18 protein-coding genes are annotated in these 20013 nt (G+C 69.8%); 10 read left to right on the top strand and 8 right to left on the bottom strand.

Annotated features, from left to right (window positions below; all coding sequences use genetic code 11):
• The coding region (locus CFP71_RS24780; RefSeq protein WP_143267159.1) for an AsnC family protein at positions 1-458 on the bottom strand (458 nt) is incomplete at its 3' end.
• Between the two features lie 133 nt (positions 459-591).
• Between CFP71_RS24780 and CFP71_RS24775 the strand changes: the two genes are divergently transcribed.
• From CFP71_RS24775 to CFP71_RS24760, 4 genes are all read left to right on the top strand, one after another.
• Positions 592-3903 carry a DUF885 domain-containing protein gene (locus CFP71_RS24775; RefSeq protein WP_093936330.1) on the top strand — a complete coding sequence of 1104 codons (3312 nt, stop codon included), beginning with the start codon at positions 592-594 and terminating at the stop codon, positions 3901-3903.
• 105 nt (positions 3904-4008) lie between these two features.
• Entirely contained in the window at positions 4009-5049 is a 1041-nt protein-coding gene (locus tag CFP71_RS24770; RefSeq protein ID WP_093936329.1) for an LLM class F420-dependent oxidoreductase, read from the top strand.
• 202 nt (positions 5050-5251) lie between these two features.
• On the top strand, positions 5252-6208 hold the full coding sequence (locus CFP71_RS24765; protein WP_093936328.1) for a Ppx/GppA phosphatase family protein: 957 nt from the start codon (positions 5252-5254) through the stop codon (positions 6206-6208).
• Positions 6209-6247: 39 nt separating this feature from the next.
• Positions 6248-6427, top strand: coding sequence for a hypothetical protein (locus tag CFP71_RS24760; RefSeq protein ID WP_093936327.1), 180 nt, complete (start codon positions 6248-6250; stop codon positions 6425-6427).
• Positions 6428-6507: 80 nt separating this feature from the next.
• Here CFP71_RS24760 and CFP71_RS24755 read toward each other — a convergent pair whose 3' ends face one another.
• The 3 genes from CFP71_RS24755 to CFP71_RS24745 are packed head-to-tail and all read right to left on the bottom strand — an operon-like array spanning position 6508 to position 10189.
• A complete protein-coding gene (locus tag CFP71_RS24755) occupies positions 6508-8808 on the bottom strand; it encodes a glycoside hydrolase family 65 protein (protein WP_093936339.1) in 2301 nt (766 codons plus the stop codon).
• 56 nt (positions 8809-8864) lie between these two features.
• On the bottom strand, positions 8865-9599 hold the full coding sequence (locus tag CFP71_RS24750; RefSeq protein WP_093936326.1) for an HAD family hydrolase: 735 nt from the start codon (positions 9597-9599) through the stop codon (positions 8865-8867).
• 11 nt (positions 9600-9610) lie between these two features.
• Positions 9611-10189, bottom strand: a complete 579-nt coding sequence (locus CFP71_RS24745) for a TetR/AcrR family transcriptional regulator (RefSeq protein ID WP_244199816.1) — start codon at positions 10187-10189, stop codon at positions 9611-9613.
• 72 nt (positions 10190-10261) lie between these two features.
• Here CFP71_RS24745 and CFP71_RS24740 point away from each other — a divergent pair, with 72 nt between their 5' ends.
• Positions 10262-10768: a PaaI family thioesterase gene (locus CFP71_RS24740; protein WP_093936325.1), complete on the top strand. Its 507-nt coding sequence runs from the start codon at positions 10262-10264 to the stop codon at positions 10766-10768.
• Here CFP71_RS24740 and CFP71_RS24735 read toward each other — a convergent pair.
• The 3 genes from CFP71_RS24735 to CFP71_RS24725 form a co-directional block, all read right to left on the bottom strand.
• Entirely contained in the window at positions 10765-11118 is a 354-nt protein-coding gene (locus CFP71_RS24735) for a nuclear transport factor 2 family protein (protein ID WP_093936324.1), read from the bottom strand. The genes CFP71_RS24740 and CFP71_RS24735 overlap by 4 nt on opposite strands.
• A gap of 59 nt (positions 11119-11177) precedes the next feature.
• Positions 11178-12380 (bottom strand): ROK family transcriptional regulator, encoded by a 1203-nt coding sequence (locus CFP71_RS24730; protein WP_093936323.1) that lies wholly within the window; start codon positions 12378-12380, stop codon positions 11178-11180.
• Positions 12381-12598: 218 nt separating this feature from the next.
• Complete coding sequence (locus tag CFP71_RS24725) at positions 12599-13327, bottom strand: zf-HC2 domain-containing protein (RefSeq protein WP_093936322.1); 729 nt, start codon at positions 13325-13327, stop codon at positions 12599-12601.
• A 58-nt stretch (positions 13328-13385) separates the two neighbouring features.
• Between CFP71_RS24725 and sigC the strand changes: the two genes are divergently transcribed.
• The 5 genes from sigC (at position 13386) to CFP71_RS24700 (ending at position 19129) form a co-directional block, all read left to right on the top strand.
• On the top strand, positions 13386-13955 hold the full coding sequence (sigC, locus tag CFP71_RS24720) for an RNA polymerase sigma factor SigC (protein WP_093936321.1): 570 nt from the start codon (positions 13386-13388) through the stop codon (positions 13953-13955).
• A 245-nt stretch (positions 13956-14200) separates the two neighbouring features.
• Positions 14201-16441: a xanthine dehydrogenase family protein molybdopterin-binding subunit gene (locus tag CFP71_RS24715; protein WP_093936320.1), complete on the top strand. Its 2241-nt coding sequence runs from the start codon at positions 14201-14203 to the stop codon at positions 16439-16441.
• 26 nt (positions 16442-16467) lie between these two features.
• Entirely contained in the window at positions 16468-16923 is a 456-nt protein-coding gene (locus tag CFP71_RS24710; RefSeq protein WP_005155104.1) for a (2Fe-2S)-binding protein, read from the top strand.
• 141 nt (positions 16924-17064) lie between these two features.
• A complete protein-coding gene (locus CFP71_RS24705; RefSeq protein ID WP_093936319.1) occupies positions 17065-18306 on the top strand; it encodes a PucR family transcriptional regulator in 1242 nt (413 codons plus the stop codon).
• Between the two features lie 10 nt (positions 18307-18316).
• Positions 18317-19129: an aldo/keto reductase gene (locus CFP71_RS24700; RefSeq protein ID WP_093936318.1), complete on the top strand. Its 813-nt coding sequence runs from the start codon at positions 18317-18319 to the stop codon at positions 19127-19129.
• Here CFP71_RS24700 and CFP71_RS24695 read toward each other — a convergent pair.
• Entirely contained in the window at positions 19089-20012 is a 924-nt protein-coding gene (locus CFP71_RS24695) for a TIGR03564 family F420-dependent LLM class oxidoreductase (RefSeq protein WP_093936317.1), read from the bottom strand. The two genes, CFP71_RS24700 and CFP71_RS24695, sit on opposite strands and share 41 nt — an antisense overlap.
• Position 20013 lies beyond the last annotated feature (1 nt).

Raw genomic sequence — 20013 nt, 5'->3', positions numbered from 1 at the left:
GGGGCAGGCGGCCGCGGCTGCTGCTGAGGCGGCGCCATCGGCTGCCGCACCGGGGCCGACGGCGGACCGGGATACCGGCCCGACGGCGTGCCATGCACGTTGTACGCGCCCGACGGCGTCCCTTGGACGTTGTACGGCCCGGAGGGGGTGCCCTGGACGTTGTGCGGCCCGGAGTGACCCGGCGGGCGCTGAGGCTGCTGAGGTTGTTGTGGCGGTGGGGCCTGCTGAGGCTGCTGGGCCCAGGAAGGCGGCGAACTCGCGATGGCCGCGCGCAGCCCGTTCGGGTCGCTCTCGACGCCCACGAGCAGCGGCAACCCGCTGCCGGAGAGGGCGACCAGGCGGTACGCGACCTCTCGCGGATCCATGCCGACCTTGGCCGCGAGTTCGTGCACGGCCGCCTTGCCCAGGTCCGCGAGGGCGGCGAGCAGGCGGATGTCCACGGGATCGGTCACGGCCACGTCCGGGAACGCTACCGTCTCGCCCCCGGCGCCGTGGGAGTGGCCGTCCGCGTGCGGCAAAACCCGGCTTCGGTAGTACTCGCTCTCCGTTAGGGTCGGGGACACCGCCTCCACCGACCCCTGGGGAAGAAACATGAGCGAAGTCTCCGCCCTCGCCGACGAGTTCGTCGAAGTCCTGTTCGACGCCGAGCCGGTCACGCCCGCCTTGCAGGGCTTCCGTCCCGAATCGACCGGGCTCGCGGATCTCAGCGAGGCCGGGGGCGACGCCTTCCGCGCGAAGCTGGCCGGCCTCGCCGAGCGGGCCGAGGCGCTCGGCACCGACGGGCTGAGCGCGGAGGAGAAGACCACCAGGGACGTCCTGATCGCGACGGCGCGGGGGAAGATCGCGCTGCTGGACTCGCGATTCGTCGAGTTCACCGTCAGTGACCTGTTCATCTCGCCCGCCGCCGAGGTGCTCACCGTGCTGCCGATGATGTCGGTCGGCACGGGCGCGCAAGCGGAGGCGCACCTCGGGCGCATCGCGGCGATCCCGGAGTACCTGCGCCAGGCCGCGCGGCGGCATCGGGACGGCGTCGCCCGCGGCCTGGTCCCGGTCGCCTACCTGGTCGACGCCACCATCGCGTACCTCGACCGGTATCTCGCCGAGCCGTCGGCCGACCCGCTGCTGCGCCAGCCCGCGCCCGACGACGACTTCGAGACGCGCCGCGCCGGCCTGCTGCGCGACGTCGTCCGGCCCGCCATCGCCGAGTACCGCGAGGTCCTCGCGAACGAGATCGCGCCGCACGGCCGTCCCGAGGACAAGCCCGGCGTCTGCTGGCTGCCCGACGGCGAGCGCATCTACGCCCTGCTCGCCGAGATGCACACCACGACCGTCCGCACCCCGCGCGAGCTGCACCAGACCGGGCTCGACGTGATCGCGAACCTCGCCGCCGAGTACCGCGAGTACGGTTCCCGCGTCTTCGGTACCACGGACCTCGCCGAGATCTTCTCCAGGCTCCGCACCGACCAGGCGCTGCGCTGGTCCAGCGCCGACGAGATGCTGGACTCCGCCCGCGCGGCCATCACCAGGGCCGAAGCCGAGGCGCCGAAGTGGTTCGGCCGGATCCCGCCGCAGCCGTGGACGGTCGAGCCGGTCCCCGCCGAATCCGCGCCCGGCGCGCCCGCCGCGTACTACATGTGGCCCGCGGTCGACGGCTCCCGCCCCGGGATCTACTTCGCCAACACCCACAAGGCCGAAGAGCGGTTCCGGCACGCGGCCGAGGCGACGGCGTTCCACGAGGCCATCCCGGGGCACCATTTCCAGCTGAGTCTCGCGCAGAGCCTCACGGAACTCCCGCTGCTGCGCCGAATCGGCGACTTCACCGCGTACGCGGAGGGCTGGGGTCTCTACACCGAGCGCCTCGCCGACGAGATGGGCCTGTACTCCGACGACGTCGCGAAGCTCGGCATGCTGACGATGGACTCGATGCGCGCCGGACGACTGGTGGTGGACACCGGCCTGCACGCGCTGGGCTGGAGCCGCCGCCAGGCCATCGACTTCCTCACCGAGAACACGCCGATGGCGCTGGTCGAGATCGAGTCCGAAGTGGACCGTTACATCGCCTTCCCCGGCCAGGCGCTGTCGTACATGGTGGGACGGCTGGAGATCCAGCGAATCCGTTCCGAAGCCGAGCTGACGCTGGGCAGCCGTTTCGACATCAAAGCCTTTCATGACGTCGTCCTCGGTGGCGGATCGCTTCCGCTCTCGGTGCTCGACGGCGTGGTCCGCGACTGGGTCGCCGGCCACGGCGACACCCCGAACAGCCTCGCCGAGGAGCTGATGGAGCTCAAATTCGACGAGCTCCCGCTGTGGCGTTCGCTGCTCGGGCTTCCCGGTGACGAGGGCGCCATGCCGGACCCCGGCGCGGAGGCCGTGGCCGCGCGGCGCGCGTCGGCGGTCGCCATCGCCGAGCGGGCCGAAGCACTGGACACCGAAGGTCTTTCCCCGGCCGAAGCGGTCACCCGCGAGGTCGTGATCCAGCAGGCGAAGGCGATGGTCGACTTGACCGACGCCCGGGCCGAAGATTTCTCGGTCAGTGACGGGCTGGCTTCGCCCGCGCTGTTCATGCTCAACGAACTCGCGGTGCTCTCGCTGAACGACGAGGAGAGGGTCCGGGGTTACCTGGAGCGGCTGGGCGGCATGGGTGTCTATCTGGACGCCCTGATCGTGCGCCAGCGCGCGGCGGCGGCCGAAGGGCTGGTCCCGCCGGACTTCCTCGTCGACAGCGGAATCGCTTACGTGGAGCGCTATCTCGGTGACGAGGCGGGTGACCCGCTGGCGCTCACCGCGTCCGTTTCCGTGGAGGGCTACGAAGCCGAACGCGACCGGCTGCTGGCCGAGGTCGTCCGGCCCGCCTACACCCGGTACCGCGACTTCCTCGCCACCGAACTGCGTCCCGTCGCGAGGTCCGAAAAGGAGCCGGGTCTGTGCGCCCTCCCCGGCGGGCAGGAGAAGTACGCCGCGCTGATCCGGGCGCACACCTCCACCGAGCGCACCGCGCGGGAACTGCACGACACCGGACTCGACATGATCGCGAAACTGGCCGACCAGTACCGCGAGCTGGGCGACAAGATCTTCGGTACCAAGGATCTCGGCGAGATCTTCGAGCGGCTCCGTACCGACCCGGCCCTGCGCTGGCGAGACGGGGACGAACTGCTCGACGCCGCGCGTGACGCCATCACCCGCGCCGAAGCCGTTGCCCCGCAGTGGTTCTCGACCATCCCCGAGGAGCGCTGCCAGGTCGAGCCGGTCCCTCCGGCGGAGGCGCCCGGCGGCACGCTGGCGTACTACATCGAGCCGTCGCTCGACGGCTCGCGGCCGGGTGCCTACTACGCGAACACCTACGAGGCCGAGCTGCGCCCGAAGCACACGAGTGAGGCGATCGCCTTCCACGAGGCGGTTCCGGGACACCACTTCCAGATCTGCATCGCGCACAAGCTCAAGGGCCTGCCGATGCTGCGCGGGCACGCCGACGTCAACGCCTACGTTGAAGGCTGGGGGCTCTACTCGGAGCGCCTCGCCGACGAGATGGGCCTGTACTCCAGCGACCTGACCCGGTTCGGCATGCTCACCCAGGATTCGATGCGGGCCGGCCGCCTGGTCGTCGACACCGGGATGCACGCGCTCGGCTGGAGCCGTCAGCAGGCCGTCGACTACCTCGCCGAGAACACGCCGATGGCCAAGGTGGAGATCGAGGCCGAGATCGACCGCTACGCCGCGTTTCCCGGGCAGGCGCTGTCGTACATGGTGGGACGGCTGGAGATCGAGCGGATCCGGGCCGAGGCCGAAACCGCCCTGGGTGACCGGTTCGACATCAAGGGCTTCCACGAGGTCGTGCTGAGCAGCGGGATCCTGCCGCTGCGGGTGCTGGACGGCGTGGTGAAGGCCTGGGTCTCCGGGCAGTGACGTGACGACGGCGGGTGCCCGCGGGCACCCGCCGTCTTGCCTTCGCGGGGGTCACACGCGACACTGTCACTAAGCAACCGCTCAGTAACTTGCTAGGAGACGACGATGAGGATCGGGACCGCGATCAACTACGCCGGCGGGTTCGCCGAGAGCGTGGCGGACATCGTCGAGCTGGAGAAGGCCGGCCTCGACATCGTCTTCGTCCCCGAGGCCTACTCGTTCGACGCGGTCAGCCAGCTCGGGTACGTCGCGGCCAAGACCGAGCGGGTCGAGATCGCCTCAGGCATCTTCCAGATCTACACGCGGACGCCGACGCTGACCGCGATGACCGCCGCCGGCCTCGACTTCGTCTCCGACGGCCGGTTCACCCTCGGCATCGGCGCGTCCGGTCCGCAGGTCATCGAGGGTTTCCACGGTGTGAAGTACGACGCGCCGCTCGCCCGCACCCGCGAGATCATCGACATCTGCCGTCAGGTCTGGCGCCGGGAGAAGGTCGTGCACTCCGGCACGCACTACTCGATCCCGTTGCCGCCCGAACAGGGAACCGGCCTCGGCAAGCCGCTGAAGCTGATCAACCACCCGGTGCGTTCGCGGATCCCGATCCTGCTGGCCTCGATCGGCCCGAAGAACGTGGCGCTCACCGCCGAACTCGCCGAGGGCTGGGAGCCGATCTTCTTCCACCCCGAGAAGGCTTCCGAGGTCTGGGGCGCGTCGCTGGCCGAGGGCAAGGCGAAGCGCGATCCGGAGCTGGGCGAGCTGGACACCTTCGTCGGCACCGCGCTGGCGATCGGTGACGACGTCGAGGGGTTGCTGGACCACCTGCGGGGGATGCTGGCGCTGTACATCGGCGGAATGGGCGCACGCGGCAAGAACTTCTACAACAGCCTCGCCCAGCGCTACGGCTACGAGGCCGAAGCCAAGCTCATCCAGGACCTGTACCTGGACGGGAAGAAGGACGAAGCCGCCGCGGCGGTGCCGAAGGAGCTGATCAGGGCGATCTCGCTGATCGGTCCGGAGGGCTACGTCAAGGAGCGGCTGGCCGCCTTCCGCGAGGCCGGTGCGACCACGCTGGTGGTCAACCCGATGCTGCCGGGCCGGGAAGCCCGCGTCGCGCAGGTTTCGAAGTTGCGCGAACTGGTGGACTGACGTTCTGAGGGAGTCGAACCTCCCACCTGTATCGATACGGTATACTTGACCTGCGCCGGTGTACCCCCTTCGTGGTCAAAAAACGGCCTCCCGGTGGAAAGGGAACGTAAACCACGCCTGAACGGGCGGAAAATCCGCCATTATCAGGAGTGAAAGCGAGACCTCGGGGGAATACGTTCGCGACGAAGGTGAGGTGCCTCGCGTGCGCAAGCAGATCGGCGAGCCGTCCGCCGCGGTCTTGGACGTCGGGTCGTTCAGTGCACGGCTGGTGGTTCTGGCCAAGGGCGGTTCGCCGCTCGAACCCGTGCTGAGCCACCAGACGCGACTGCGGCTCGACCGGGAACTCGACGATGACGGAAAGCTGACCCGGCGCGGCATCGACGCGGTCTCTTCCGCCGTCGAGGCGGGGATGACCATGGCCGCCAAACACGGCGTCGAGGACGTGTACCCGCTCGCCACCTCGTCGATCCGCGACGCGACCAACGTGAAGCAGGTGGTCTGCGACGTCGCGAAGTCCACCGGGGTCGAACTTCGGTTCCTCACGGGCCGCCGCGAGGCCGAACTGGCCTATGTCGGCGCGCGCCGGTGGTACGGCGCTTCGGCCGGGGGGCTGCTGGTGCTCGACATCGGCGGCGGGACGGTCGAGCTCGCCGCCGGAAAAGCCGAGGAGGCCGGGTTCGCGCATTCGCTGCCGCTCGGTGCCCGCTCGCTGACGCGCGACTGGTTCGCCACCGAGTGCCCGTCACCCAAGGTCGTGCGGGCGATGCGGGAGCACGTGCTCGACGAGGTCCGCGACGCGATGCAGGACGTCCTGCCGCAGATCCGCGACCACCGCGCCGTCGGCTGCTCCAAGGTGCTGCGGCAACTCGCCCGGCTCGCCGGGGACCGGCCGTCCCGGTCACGGGAACTGCACCTGGACGACCTCCGGTCGTGGATCCCGCGGCTGGCGAAACTGCCGGCGAAGAGCCGTGCCGAACTGCCGGGTATCTCGCGGCAGCGTTCGCACCAGGCGCTCGCGGGCGCGATCGTCGCCGAGGCGCTGCTGACGCTTTCCGGCGGCCAGGTCGCCATCTGCCCGTGGTCCACCAGGGACGGTTTGCTGCTCGGCATGCTCGACGGCCTGGTCACGCTGGACGGCAAACCGGCGAAAGCCGCCTGAAAACTGGCGTATCCGGCCGTGAGCGGGTACCCCGGACATATGAGGGAAAGCAAGAAGAGCTTCGGGCAGGACGAAGAAGAAGACCTCGACGACCTTCGCGGGATCCAGCCGAAGACCGACGTGCCGAGCGCGCCCAACCGTGACCTCGGCCCGCACGGTACCGAGGAGGTCGACGGCGTCCCGGGCAGCGGGGAAGTGCCGGTCGAACCGCCGGACTGAGCTTGCCGCGCGTGTCATGAGGGGTCCCCATGAGACAGATTTCGTCTCATGGGGACCCCTCATGACACTTCGCGGAGCGGTCAGGCGCCCTTCGGCCGTCGCCGCACCGGAGCGCGGCCCTGGGGCTGCACCGGGGCCGGACCCGGATCCACCGCCGGGATCGGCAGCCGCACCCGTTCGGAGTTCACGGTGAAGGTCTCGCCGTGGTGCGCCAGTTCCAGCGGTTCCCCGGTGATCACGTGATACGTCGCGCCTTCGCTGTCGATCTCGACCTGGAACCGGGTGCCGCGGAAGGTCAGCCGGAACGCGATCCGCCGCAGCTGCGGCGGCAGGCGCGGCGCGAAGGTCAGCCGCCCGCCATGGTCGCGCAGCCCGCCGAACCCGGCGACGGTGCCCTGCCACGCGCCCGCCAGCGAGGCCAGGTGCAGGCCGTTGCGGACGTTGTTGTGCACGTCGTGCAGGTCGGTGAGCGCCGCCTCGGCGAGGTAGTCGTAAGCCAGTTCGAGATGCCCGACCTCCGCCGCCACCACGGCCTGAGTGCCCGCCGAGAGCGAGGAATCCCGCACCGTCCGAGCCTCGTAGTAGGCGAAGTCGCGCGCCTTTTCCTCCGGGGTGAAGGAATCCCCGCACAGATGCAGCGCGAGCACCAGGTCCGCCTGCTTCACCACCTGTTTGCGGTAGAGGTCGAAGTACGGGAAGTTCAGCAACAGCGGGTAGAAATCCGGGTCCGTGGCCTCGAAATCCCACTCGTCGTGTTCCAGGAAACCTTCGGACTGCGGGTGGACGCCGAGCTCCTCGTCGTAGGGCACCAGCATCGCGTCGGCCGCTTTGCGCCACAGCGCGACCTCGTCCTCGCCGACCTCGAACCGCCGGGCCACGTCGTCGTGCTGGCCGACGATTTCGGCGGCGTAGAACAGGTTCCGGCGCGCCATGAGGTTCGTGTAGACGTTGTTGTCCGCCACCGCGGAGTACTCGTCCGGCCCGGTGACCCCGTCGATCCGGAACCGGCCCCGCCGGTCGAAATGGCCCAGTGACAACCACATCCGCGCGGTTTCGAGGAGCAGTTCCGCCCCGCAGGTCCGCATGAACTCGTCGTCGCCGGTGGCGTTGAGATAGCGCACGACGGCGTCGGAGATGTCCGCGCTGACGTGGAACGCCGCCGTGCCCGCCGGCCAGTACGCCGAGCATTCCGCGCCGTTGATGGACCGCCAGGGGAACGCCGCGCCGCGTAAACCCAGCTGGGTCGCCCTTTCCCGCGCCTTGTCCAAAGTGGAGTGACGCCAGCGCAGCGCGTCCCTCGCGGCGTCCGGCATGCTGTAGGTGAGCACGGGCAGGACGAAGGTCTCGGTGTCCCAGAAAGCGTGCCCGTCGTAGCCGGGGCCGGTCAATCCCTTGCCCGCCAAGGCCCTCGTCTCGCCGCGGGCTCCGGCCTGCAACAGGTGGAATAGTGAGAACCGCACCGCCTGCTGGAGTTCCGGGTCGCCGTCGATCTCGATGTCCGAGGTCTGCCAGAAGTCGTCGAGGAACTCCTTCTGCTCGGCGAGCAGGCCCTTCCAGCCGGTCTGCCGTGCCCCGGCGAGCGCGGCCTCGACCTGGGCGCGGACGGCGGGCACCGAACGTTGCGCGGACCAGCCGTAGGCGAGGAACTTCGTGATCCGCAGCCGTCCGCCCTTCGGCACGTCGACGGCGATGGTGAGCCGGGCCAGATCCTCCTCGGCCTCGATATGCGTGCGGACGCCATCGGAGACGTCGATCTTGTGGTCCATCGCGGCGGCCATCCGCAACCCGGATTTGCGGGTCTGGTGCACCAGTACGGCGTGGTACTCCTCCGCGTGGTGGTATTCCCCGATCAGCGGTGACTCCAGCGCCGCCGCGACCCGCGGATCACGGGTGTCGGACTCGACCGGTTCGTTCGCCAGCAGATCCGACTGCACCACCAGCTGGAGTTCGTCGTCGAGCGGTTCGACCTCGTACCGGATCGCGGCGACGGCGCGCTGGGTGAAGGAGACCAGGCGCTCGGTCTTCACCCGGACACGGCGCCCGGTCGGCGAAGACCACACGGTGTCGCGCGCGAGGGTGCCCTTCCGGAAGTCGAGCACGCGGTCGTGGTCGGTCGCCTGCCCGTACCGCATGTCGAGCGGTTCGTCCTCGACCAGCAGCCGGATGACCTTGCCGTCGGTCACGTTGACGACGGTCTGGCCCTCTTCCGGGTAGCCGTACCCGGTTTCCGCGTAGGGAAGGTCGTGCTGCTCGTAGAAACCGTTGAGATAGGTGCCCGGCAGGCCGCGGGGCTCGGCCTCCTCCAGCGTGCCGCGCAGGCCGATGTGCCCGTTGGACACCGCGAACGCCGATTCGGTGCGCTGCAACGCGTCGACGTCCATGCCGTGCCAGCGCAGCTCCCAGGGCGAGACCTCGTAGCCGCGGAGAAACGATTCGGTCACTTGCGGTCCTCCAGGAGTTCGGCGAGGTCGTCCACCACGACGTCGGCGCCGTGTTCGAGGAGCTCTCCCGCTTGATGCGCGCGGTTCACCCCGACCACGTAACCGAACCCGCCTTCTTTCCCGGCTCGCACCCCCGCGAGCGCGTCTTCGAACACGGCCGCGTTCTCAGGCGCGACGTCGAACGCCTCGGCGCCGGCGAGGAACGAATCGGGGGCGGGCTTGCCGCGCAAACCCTTCTCGGAGATCACGATCCCGTCGATCCGCGCCTCGACGAACTTCGTCAGGTCGGCGGCGTCGAGCACCTTCGCGCCGTTGGCCGACGAGGTGACGACACCGATCCGCAACCCGGCGGCCTTCGCCGCCTCCAGGTACCGCACTGAGCCCGGGTACGGGGTGACGCCCTCGTCGTCGATGATCTTCAGCACCAGCTGGTTCTTGCGGTTCCCGACGCCGTTGACAGTGGCGGCGTCGATGCCGTCGTCCGGCTTCCCCTCGGGCAGTTCGATCCCGCGGGAGGCGAGGAACGTGCGGACGCCGTCGGCCCTCGGCCGCCCGTCGACGTAGGCCGCGTAGTCGGTGTCGGTGAAGGGGGAGAACGAGTCGCCGTCACGGGCGCGCAGGAAGTCGTCGAAAGTGCGCTTCCACGCTTCGCGGTGCTGGGCCGCGGTTCCGGTCAGTACGCCGTCGAGGTCGAAGAGGCAGGCCGTGATGGTGTCGGGCAGACCGATCATGCCTGGCAACGCTACCCTCGCTCGCCGGTGCCCGCGCGGGTCACGAGTGCGACGTGTCGTGCGGCACGCTCCAGCGGATCGGGTGACCGGCGGATTCGGCTGACCAGCAGGGCGCCTTCGAGGTTGTTCACGATGGCCGCCGCGAGGTCTTCGGCGTTCCCGGCGCCGTGGCCGGTGAGCAGGTCCACCAGCAGCACATGCCAGGCGGCGAAGGCCTCCTGGCACGCTTTGGTGATCGCGGGGGAGGCGTGCGCCATCTCCAGCGTGATTGTGGCGAGCGGGCAGCCGCCGCGGTAGTCGTCGGCGGCCAGCGCCTCGCCCGCCTTGCGGTACCACCAGCTCACGGCGTCCTCGACGGTCTCGTTGCGCTCGAAGGCGCGGCGGACCGTCTTCGCCACGATGGTGGTGCCGAGTTCGATCGCGGCGACCGCCAGCTGCTCCTTGCCGCCGGGGAAGTGGTGATACGCCGACCCCCAGGGCGTCCCGGCCTGCTCGACCAGGCGCCGCCATGAGGTCGCCTGGTAACCCTCGCGGCGGAAGAGCGTCATCGCGGTTTCGATCATGCGCTCACGGGTGGTGGTGTCGGACACGTGCTTCAGCGTAGTCCTTGACTAGGACGACTGTCTTAGGAAAGTCTAGGACGATCGTCTTAGGAGGCAGGTATGACCGTCGACGCCACCGCGGAGACCAGGCAGAAAACCGTGACCTGGCAGGATCCGCTGCCCACCGCCCGGCTCGGCCGCGAGCTGTCCGGGCTCGACTACCTGACCGGGATCGCGGAGGGGAGGATCCCGCCGGCGCCGATCTCGGCGCATTTCGGCATGCGCTGGGTGAGCGTGACCGAAGGCGACGTCGTGCTGGCCGCGACGCCGGACGAGTCGCTGTACAACCCGATCGGCACGGTGCACGGCGGCGTCGCGGCGACTCTGCTGGACTCGGCGGTGGCGTGTGCGGTGCACTCGACCCTGCCAGCCGGGGTCGGGTACACCTCGGTCGAGTTGAAGGTGAACTACCTGCGCGCCATTTCCGGGTCGGTGGGGGAGATCCGCGCGCACGGCTGGATCGTGAAGGCCGGCTCGCGCGTCGCGTTCGCCGAGGGCGACATCCGCGACGCGGAGGGCAAGGTGTTCGCGACCGCGTCGAGCACCTGCCTGATCATCAAGCCCTAGAACATTTCCGCGCCGGGCGGCACCGGCTGTTTGACGTCCCAGTGCTCCACGATGAGCCCGTCCTCCACGCGGACGATGTCGACGACGGCGGTCCCATGTTCCTCGCCCGGCGGGACCACGTGCAGGTGCACGACGACGTGGTCTTCGTCGGCGATCACGCGTTCGACGGAAACGTCCGCGCCGACCATCGGCGAATTCCGCATCGCTTCGACGAAAGCGTCGCGGCCGGACGGGAATCCCGGGCTGTGGGTGACGAAGTCCGGGTGCACGTTCGCGCCCGCGGCGGCGAAGTCCTTGCGTGCGAACAGGTTCTCGAAACAGTCGACGACGATCTTCTTGGCTGTGGTCATGGGCTCATCGTTCCGCGCGGGCCCGGCGCCGTCGATTACCGCGGAGGTAATCACCGCGTCTAGGCCGCGCCGACCTTCCGTTCGAAGACCAAGCCCTCGGCGGCGCGCAGCCCGACGCTGATCGCGCCGGTCAGCACGCCGTCGTCGCCCAGTTCGCCCTGGACGACCGACGGGACGAGCGGGGTGAACGAACGCAGGGCGCGGTCGATCGGATCGAGCAGCAGATCGGCCGCGGTGCCGATACCGCCGCCGAGCACGATCAGTTCCGGATCGATCACCGCCGCCACCGAAGCCACGGTGTAGGCGAGCCTGTCCGCCTCCGCTTCGACCGCGCGCATCGCGAGTTCGTCACCGTCGCGGGCGAGCCGGAAGACCTCGCGGGCCGATTTCGCCGTGCCGAGGCCGAGTTCGCGCGCGCCGCGGACGACGGACTGCGCCGCCGTCGCCTCTTCGAGGTGGCCGCGGACCGGCGGGGCGTCTTCGCCCTCGCCCGCCGCGTGCGATTGGCCGTAGGGCAGGTAGCCGATCTCGCCCGCCGCGCCCGTCGCGCCGCGGAAGACCTGGCCGTTGACCATCACGCCCATGCCGACGCCGGTGCCGATGGTGATGCACCCGAACACGGACGCGCCGCGCGCGGCACCGCGTTCCCACTCGCCGACGGCGGTGAGGTTCGCGTCGTTCTCGACCATCAGATCCGGGCCGAGGACGCCTTCGAGTTCGTCGAGCAGGCCCGCCTTGCCCCAGCCGGGCAGGTTCGGCGCGTGCCGGAAGCAGCGTTTGCCCGGATCCGCGACACCGGGCGAGCCGAGGACGCGCACGACGATGTCGTCCTGGCTCAGCCCCGCTTCGCGTACCGTCGCCGCCGCTAGGGCGCCCACGGCGCTGACGAGAGCGGTACCCGAACGCGAGGTGTTCCGCTCGTCACGGCGGGCGACGACGGTGTGGCCGAGATCCGAGACGGCGACACGGAGGTGCTCGCGTCCGATGTCGACACCCAGGACGTAACCGGCGGTGGGATCCGCTTCGTAGAGGACGGCGGACCGGCCGGTGCCGGTCGAGGTGTGCCCGGTCGCTCTGGCGAGCCCGGCCGCTTCGAGGGCCAGTAACGCTTGGCTCACCGTGGGTTTGGAAAGACCGGTGTCCTTGGCGACTTGCGGCCGCGTGGCGGGGCCGCTGCGGCGCAGGAGGTCCAGCACGGCGCGCTGATTGATCTTCCGCATCCCGGCGGGGGTGCCGACGGGCGGACTTTCTGCGCCAACCACGAGCTTCGCCTCCTGTCGAACAAGGTGTTCCACCAAAGTTAGCCGGGTCCGGCCCGAAAAGGGCAAGAAGGTTTACATTCGATGGTTCCCGGTGACAGTAAACGTGTCCGGGTCGCAAATCGCGCAGGGCGCGCGCGAAATCCGGTGATTCACCCGGTGTCCGCGCGCGTGCTCCCAGTGACCGGAAATGGTCTAGACCAAGCCGGTGAACGTTCCGGTCAGGCGACGTGACGGCTCGCCGGGCGCCGGAACCCCCTGTGCTGGCGGGGCCGTTCGGGGGCTTCGCCGGTTTCGTGACTCGCTTCCACGGGGTAGCCGTCCGAGGTGTCCGCCGTCGTCGCCGGGCTGGGGCGGTTGCGGAGCCGGTGCTGTCGGTTCACCACGTACAGCAACAGGAGTCCCGCGACGACCAGGCCGTGGGTGAGCACGCGACCGGCGCTGACCTGTCCCGTGACGAGGTCGCCCGCGGACAGGGCCAGGAGCAGCGCGACGAAACCGGTCAGCGCCGGCAGCTGCCCGGCCGCCGCCTTCGTGCGGACGGCGGCCCAGCCGAGTCCGACGCCGACGGCGAGGTTCCACGCGCTGCTTTCGTGCGAAAGGTGCCCGATCAGTGACTCCGTGCCGTGACCCGCGGTGTGGTCTTCGACGCCCAGCAGCTGGGCGAAGGCGAGGCCGAGCTGCGCGATCGCGACCACGGCGAGGGCGATCCTGGCCGTCCAGCCCTCGCTCGGCGGGGCGGGGGTGCGTTCCAGGATGACGGCGGTGAGGTCCGGGACCGGGGGAGCGGGGCGCAGCAGCATCGTCCGGTGCAGCCGCTCGGCACCGGCGAGCCAGGACCGGCAGGCGGGGCAGCCTGCCACGTGCCGGTCGACCACCTCGGGCGGAGCGGGTTCGGTTTCGCCGTCGAGCCGGGCCGACAGGGCCTCGCGGCAGGTCTCGCACTTCACGTCTCACTTGTCGGGCGCGGGCCTGCCCCGGTTCCCGCGACGCTGCTACGTTTCTCGTATGGCCGGGCCGCGCAACCACGACGACGAGCGGGTGACCGAGCTCGCTCTCGCCGCCGCCCGCGGCGACCGGCGGGCGCTGGAGGACTGGGTGCGTGCCACCCAGGCGGACGTTTGGCGGTTCGTCGCGCACCTCGCCGACGTCGGCGCCGCCGACGATCTCACCCAGGAGACGTACCTGCGCGCGTTCGGCAGCCTGCGCCGGTTCGCCGGCCGGTCCTCCTCGCGGACCTGGCTCCTGTCGATCGCGCGCCGGGTGGTCGTCGACCGCATCCGGGCGGCTTCGGCCCGCCCGAAGCTCGCCGACGTCGACTGGGAGGCCACCGCCGAGCGTCGCGGCGCTCGTCAGGCGGAGGGTGTCGCGGGCTTCGAGGACCTGGTGGAGCTGCGGATGCTGCTCGACGGGCTCGACCCGGAACGGCGCGAGGTACTCGTCCTCACCCAGGTGCTGGGCCTTTCCTACGCCGAGGCCGCCGAGATCTGCGGCTGCCCGGTCGGCACCGTGCGCTCGCGGATCGCCCGCGCCCGCGAAGACCTGCTCGAAGCGGGCCGGGAGCGCGACTCCATCTGACGCATTTCGTCCTCTGAATGCGGTAGTTCGCGCTGGCAACTACCGCATTCAGAGGACGAAATGCGAAGCGCGCTGTGGCGCGTCACACATTTCGGGCCCTTCGCTGTCACCTTGTCACACAGATGGGCTGACCCGACTACTCCGCGTTGACTAGGCCGAATGCCGATGCCTAGCGTGTCGCCATCCAACCCCAGGCCGCGCGAGGGTCCCCGCCTTCACCGCGCGCTCTCGAAGGGATCTTCCCGATGGCCAGCCCCACCACTGGAACCCAGGAGCAGGACCCCGGCGGCCTCGGCCGCCGCCGGTTCCTGACCTTCCTCGTCGCGGCGCCCACCCTCACGATCGCCACGAAGATCGGTATCGACACCGTCGCGCCCGAAGAAGCCGAAGCCGTCATCCCGACCCCGCCCGGACCGGCCGAGATCCTCGACCTCGGCGACGTGCTGATCCTGTCGAACGCCCCCACCGCCGGGCTGCTCGTGCTGGAGGTCCGCGAAGACGGCCGGGTGCGGCTGGAGCTGCCGCGGACCGAGGTCGGCCAGGGCATCACCACCGCGAACGCGATGCTGGTCGCCGAGGAGCTGGACCTGCCGCTCGACCGCGTCGACGTCGTGCTCTCCGACGCCCGCCCGGAACTGCTGTTCAACCAGCTGACCGGCGGCTCCAACACGATGCGCTCGCTCTACACCCCGGTGCGGACCGCGGCCGCCGCCGCCCGCGCCCGCCTGGTCGCCACCGCCGCGCGGCAGTGGGGCGCCAAGGCCGACCGCCTGTCCACGAGGGACGGCGCGGTGATCGCGCCCGACGGCCGCCGGATGGACTACGGCGCGCTGGCCAAGCCCGCCGCCCGCGCCGACCTGGGGAAGCTCACCGCCACCCCGAAGGCCGAGTCCGCGCACAAGCTGGTCGGCACGCCGCAGTCGCGCAAGGACGCCCGCGCGATGGTCACCGGGCAGCTGAAGTACACGCTCGACCTGGACATCCCCGGTGCGAAGCCGGCCATGGTCCGCCGCCCGCCGACGATCAACGGCACGGTCAAGAAGGTCAACAACGAGGCCGCCGTCCGCGCGATGCCGGGCATCCTCGACATCGCCGTCATCAAGACCGGCGTCGCGGTGCTGGCCGAGACCTTCGGCCAGGCGCTCGACGGCAAGAACGCCCTCGACGTCACCTGGAACAGCGGCACCGTCGACGGTGAGAACAACGCGACGATCAAGAAGAAGCTCCAGGCCGCGGCGCTCCCGTTCGTCGTGCCGCCGCTGCTGACCCAGTACGTCGACGGCGAGTTCGACTTCGCCTTCGCCAGCCACGCGCCGCTGGAGACCAACTCGGCGGTCGCCGACGTCCGTGAGGACAGCGCGACCATCTGGTCGGGTATGAAGGTCCCGATCCTCGCGAAGCAGAACATCGCGCAGGAGCTCGGGCTGCCGGCGAACAAGGTCACGGTGCACGTCCAGCAGGCGGGCGGCTCGTTCGGCCGCCGCCTGTTCTCCGACGGCGCGATCGAAGCCGCGCGGATCTCGAAGGCGATGAAGCGGCCGGTGCGGCTGATGTGGAGCCGCATCGACGACATGCGCCACGGCCGCGCCCGCGCCGCGAGCCACCACAAGATCCGCGCCACCTTCGCGCTCGGCCAGGTGCTCACCTTCGAGCACCGCGTCGCCAGCGTCGAGACCGACTGGGGCCACGGGCTCGGCGAGGTCCTGACCGCCTTCGCCGCCGAGCTCCCGGTCGGCGGCAACCTGAGCTTCGCGCAGACGGTGTTCCTGCTGACGGTGAAGTCGCCGTACAACTTCGGTGTCACCACGCAGCTGCTCAACGAGGTCCCCGTGGACTTCCACACCGGCGCCTGGCGGTCGGTGTACTCGTCGAGCACTCGCGGCGCGGAAGAGATCATGGTCGACGAGATCGCCGCGAAGCTCGGCAAGGACCCGGTGGCGTTCCGGCGCGAGTTCATCAAGAACGACCGGCAGCGCGCCGTGCTGGACAAGGTCGCCGAACTCGGCGAGTGGGGCAAGAAGATGCCCAAGGGTTTCGCGCAGGGCGTCGCGGTGCACGGCGAATACAAGTCGTACACCGCCTGCCTGGTCGAAATGGACGCCCGCGACCCGAAGAACCCGCGTGTCACCAAGGCGACCATCGCCGTCGACGTCGGCAAGCCGGTCAACCCGCGCGGGATCGAGGCGCAGATGCTCGGTGGCCTGACCGACGGCATCTCCACGACGCTGACCGCCGGGCTGCACATCGACAAGGGGCTCCCGCTGGAGGGCAGCTACTCGCAGTTCCACTACGCGCGGCAGAAGAACTCGCCGATGGACGTCAAGGTGCACGTGATGCCGGAGACGGGCGAGATCGGCGGCGCCGGGGAACTCGGCGTGCCCGCGCCGGTCGGCGCGATCGGGAACGCCTACGCGCGGGCCACCGGGATCAAACCGCGCAGCTTCCCGATCAACTTCCCGGTCGACTTCGAACCCTTCCCCCGCTGACTTTCCCTCCCCGCCAAGGAGTTCCGATGCCCAATTACACCTTCACGGTGAACGGGAAGACCGTCACCGTCGACGCGCCCGCCGATCTGCCCATGCTGTGGGCGCTGCGGGACAAGCTCGGCGTCCGCGGCCCGAAGTACGGCTGCGGGATCAACGTCTGCAAGGCCTGCACCAGTCACCTCGACGGCGAGGCGTTCAACCCGTGCGTGACGCCGGTGTCCGACTGCTCGGGCAAGGACGTCACCACCATCGAAGGCCTCGCCGACGGTGAGGATCTGCACCCGGTGCAGGAGGCGTGGCTGGAGCAGGACGTCGCGCAGTGCGGCTATTGTCAGCCGGGGCAGATCATGGCCGCGGTGGCGTTGCTGAAGAAGACGAAGAACCCGACGGACGCCGAGATCGACGCGATCCAGAACGTCTGCCGGTGTGGCACCTACTTCCGGATCCGTGAAGCCATCAAGAGCGCGGCCGCGAAGATGTGAAAACCCCGCCGGTGCGGCGAAAATCCCGATTTTTCGCCGCACCGGCGGCGCCTTTCGCTTTCGACAGGCCACTTCCGGGCAAGTCGTGTTAGATGACGCCCCCAGGGGCTCGACGAGGTGTCCCTGCCCCGGAGGGCGCCCATGCACTATCGAACCGTGCTCCGCGAAGGCTCGGCCGTGATCGTCGCCGAGCTGGCCGTCGAGGTCGAAAAGCAGCTGCCCGGGGTCATCGAGACCACCGTCGAGCAGATCCGCGCCGAAATGCCGGTGTACCACGACGCGCAGTTCGTCACTCTGGCCGAACTGCGGACGTCGGTGCGGAACAACCTCGAATACGTCATGCGGACGCTGCGCGGCACCGAAGAACCCGACCTCGCGCAGGCGCGGGCGACCGGGCGCGCACGGGCGCTGCAAGGCGCTCCGCTGCCGGAACTCCTGCGGGCGTACCGGATCGGGCTCACCGAGGTGTGGAGCCGGTTCGTCGAACTGACCGCTTCGGACGACCATCAGGACCTCCGCGGTCTCGTCGCCGCGACGTCGGCGATCTGGGCGCTGATCGACGACTACGCGGAGGCGCTGACGACGACCTACCGCGACACCACCGCCGAACTCTTGCTGGCGCACCAAAGCAGGCGCTCCGCGTTGATCGAGGCGCTGTTCGCCGGCGGCACGGCCACCGAGGGCACGCTGTGGGACATCGCGCGGGTGCTGGAACTCTCGCTCGACGGGACCTATGTGGTCGTCGCCGCGGAGACCCCGCGCGTCGGGCACGAACCGTTGCCCCAGATCGAAAACCGGCTCCGCGACCGGCACCACGCGTCCGCCTGGCGGCTCACCCCGGACCTCCAGGTCGGCGTCGTGTCCATGCGGGATCCTTCGGCTTCCCAGGTGATCATCGAGCTGTTGCGGGAGAACCAGACCGGCCGGATCGGCGTCAGCCCGGTCTTCACCGGCCTCGGGAACACTTCCCGAGCCCTGCATCTCGCGCGGGTCGCGCTCTCCAGCATGATGCCGGGGACGAAGGGAATGGTGCAGTTCAACGAATCCCCGCTCGCCGGGCTCGTCGCCAGCGCGCCGGAGGCGTCGGTCCAGCTCGCGCACCACGTGCTGCGGCCGATCCTGGACCTGCCCGGCGACGACCGGAACGTGCTGCTGCTGACGTTGCGGGCGTGGTTCGAATGCCAGGGCTCCACGAAACTGACGTCGGAGCGGATGTTCTGTCACCCCAACACGATCCGGCACCGGCTGAAGCGGATCTCCGAGGAACTGGGCCGTTCGCTGACCGACCCGTCCGACATCGCCGAACTCGGCGCCGCTTTGCGCGCGCTCCACATGTTCCCGGACACCTCGCATCTGCCCGCGCCGAGGGATCCGCTGCGCTAGGTTTTCCGTCATGGACGAGTTCGCCATCGGCGGAGACCTGACCGTGCGCCGCCTCGGCTTCGGCGCCATGCACCTGCCCACCGAAGCCGGACCAGCGCGCGAGAACGCGATCGCCGTCGCCCGGCGCGCTGTCGAACTCGGCATCACGCTGATCGACACCGCGCATCTCTACGGCGGGGGAGCGAACGAGGAGCTGCTCGCCGAAGCGCTCCACCCGTACCCGGACGACCTGGTGGTCACCACGAAGGTCGGCGTCGTGCGAACCGGGGACGACTGGAAGTACGACGCACGCCCGGAGTCCCTGCGCGTGCAGGTGGACGACGGGCTGAGGCGGCTGCGCGTCGAGCGGATCGAGCTGCTGCAACTGCACCGCATCGACCCGGAAACCCCGCTGGCCGACCAGCTCGGCGCCCTTCGGGACCTGCGCGACGCCGGCAAGATCGGCCGGATCGGGCTGTCCGAGATCACGGTGGACGAACTCGCGCGGGCTCGGGAGATCGTGGACATCGCGAGCGTGCAGAACCGCTACAGCCTTCTCGACCGCGAGCACGAAGCGGTCCTGGAGGCGTGCGAGGCGGCCGGGATCGCTTTCCTGCCTTGGCGTCCGGTGCTCGGCGCTGCTTCTGGCGCCACCAACGAGATCGCCGCCGTCGCCGCGGAACTCGGGGTGACCACGGCGCAGGTGGGGCTGGCGTGGTTGCTCGCGAGGTCGCCGGTGATCCTGCCGATCCCCGGGACGGCGAAGATCCCGCATCTGGAGGAGAACTTCGCCGCCGCCGAGGTCAAGCTGACCGACGAGCACCTGCGGCTGCTGGGGAACTGAATAGTTCCCGGGTGCGAGTCTGTTCTTCAGGCGTGCCCACCGGCATCAGGAGCAGCTCCGTCGCACCGGCGTCTTCGAGTTCGCGGACCCTCGCTCGCACGAACTCCTCGTCGCCCGCGATCACCGTCCCGCCGGGGCCGTCGACCCGGTCGCGAGTGAAGACAGCCTGGTAAGCCGGGATGTTCGCGGCCATGCCGTAGTTCTCGGCGACCCAGTTCCGCGGTCCGTCGGGATCGCCGGTGACGGAGATGAGCTGCCCGCTGACGATCCGCGGCGCCGGGCGTCCGGCGACGGACGCGGCCTTCTGCAGCGTCGGGACGATGTACTCCGCCAGCGAACGGGCGCCCGCCCAGGTGGACACGACGCCGTCGGAGTAGGTCCCGGTCACCTTCAGTGACAGCGGGCTCAACGCGCCGACGAGGACCGAAGGCGGCTCGGCGCCAGGTGCCTCGATGGTGCCGACGGCGGTCAGGGTTTCGCCGTACACGTCGGCCTTTTCTTTGTGTAGCAAAGGGTTTAGTGCCTGGAGGTACTCGCGCAGGTGCCGGATCGGGCGGTCGAAGGAGTAGCCGTACTGGTCTTCGATGATCGGCCGGTGGCTCAGCCCGACGCCGAGGGAGACGGGGGCGCCGGTGGCCGCTTGCAGCGTCAAAGCCTGTGCCGCCAAGGAGATCGGATGGCGCGGGTAGGTGGGGATCACCGAAGTGCCCAGTGCGAGACCCGGCGCGGCCACGCCCAGCGCGGTCAACGCGGTGAGCGCGTCCCAGCCACCGCGTTGCGCGAGCCAGATCGCGTCGTAGCCCAGCCGCTCGGCTTCTTTCGCTTGCGCGACGACGTCGCCGAAGGGGACACCGATTTCGTCGAGGAGGATTCCGGTCCGCATG

It is taken from the genome of Amycolatopsis thailandensis, from assembly GCF_002234405.1.
GTDB lineage: Bacteria > Actinomycetota > Actinomycetes > Mycobacteriales > Pseudonocardiaceae > Amycolatopsis > Amycolatopsis thailandensis.
This window is presented reverse-complemented; position numbering and strand designations above follow the sequence as displayed.

Excerpts from the sequence above, each read along its gene's own strand:
- CFP71_RS24705 (WP_093936319.1), top strand. The coding sequence starts at position 17,065 with ATGCACTATCGAACCGTGCTCCGCGAAGGCTCGGCCGTGATCGTCGCC.
- CFP71_RS24770 (WP_093936329.1), top strand. The coding sequence starts at position 4,009 with ATGAGGATCGGGACCGCGATCAACTACGCCGGCGGGTTCGCCGAGAGC.
- CFP71_RS24700 (WP_093936318.1), top strand. The coding sequence starts at position 18,317 with ATGGACGAGTTCGCCATCGGCGGAGACCTGACCGTGCGCCGCCTCGGC.
- CFP71_RS24775 (WP_093936330.1), top strand. The coding sequence starts at position 592 with ATGAGCGAAGTCTCCGCCCTCGCCGACGAGTTCGTCGAAGTCCTGTTC.
- CFP71_RS24735 (WP_093936324.1), bottom strand. The coding sequence starts at position 11,118 with ATGACCACAGCCAAGAAGATCGTCGTCGACTGTTTCGAGAACCTGTTC.
- CFP71_RS24740 (WP_093936325.1), top strand. The coding sequence starts at position 10,262 with ATGACCGTCGACGCCACCGCGGAGACCAGGCAGAAAACCGTGACCTGG.
- CFP71_RS24760 (WP_093936327.1), top strand. The coding sequence starts at position 6,248 with ATGAGGGAAAGCAAGAAGAGCTTCGGGCAGGACGAAGAAGAAGACCTC.
- CFP71_RS24750 (WP_093936326.1), bottom strand. The coding sequence starts at position 9,599 with ATGATCGGTCTGCCCGACACCATCACGGCCTGCCTCTTCGACCTCGAC.
- CFP71_RS24710 (WP_005155104.1), top strand. The coding sequence starts at position 16,468 with ATGCCCAATTACACCTTCACGGTGAACGGGAAGACCGTCACCGTCGAC.
- CFP71_RS24755 (WP_093936339.1), bottom strand. The coding sequence starts at position 8,808 with ATGGACGTCGACGCGTTGCAGCGCACCGAATCGGCGTTCGCGGTGTCC.
- CFP71_RS24715 (WP_093936320.1), top strand. The coding sequence starts at position 14,201 with ATGGCCAGCCCCACCACTGGAACCCAGGAGCAGGACCCCGGCGGCCTC.
- CFP71_RS24695 (WP_093936317.1), bottom strand. The coding sequence starts at position 20,012 with ATGCGGACCGGAATCCTCCTCGACGAAATCGGTGTCCCCTTCGGCGAC.
- sigC (WP_093936321.1), top strand. The coding sequence starts at position 13,386 with ATGGCCGGGCCGCGCAACCACGACGACGAGCGGGTGACCGAGCTCGCT.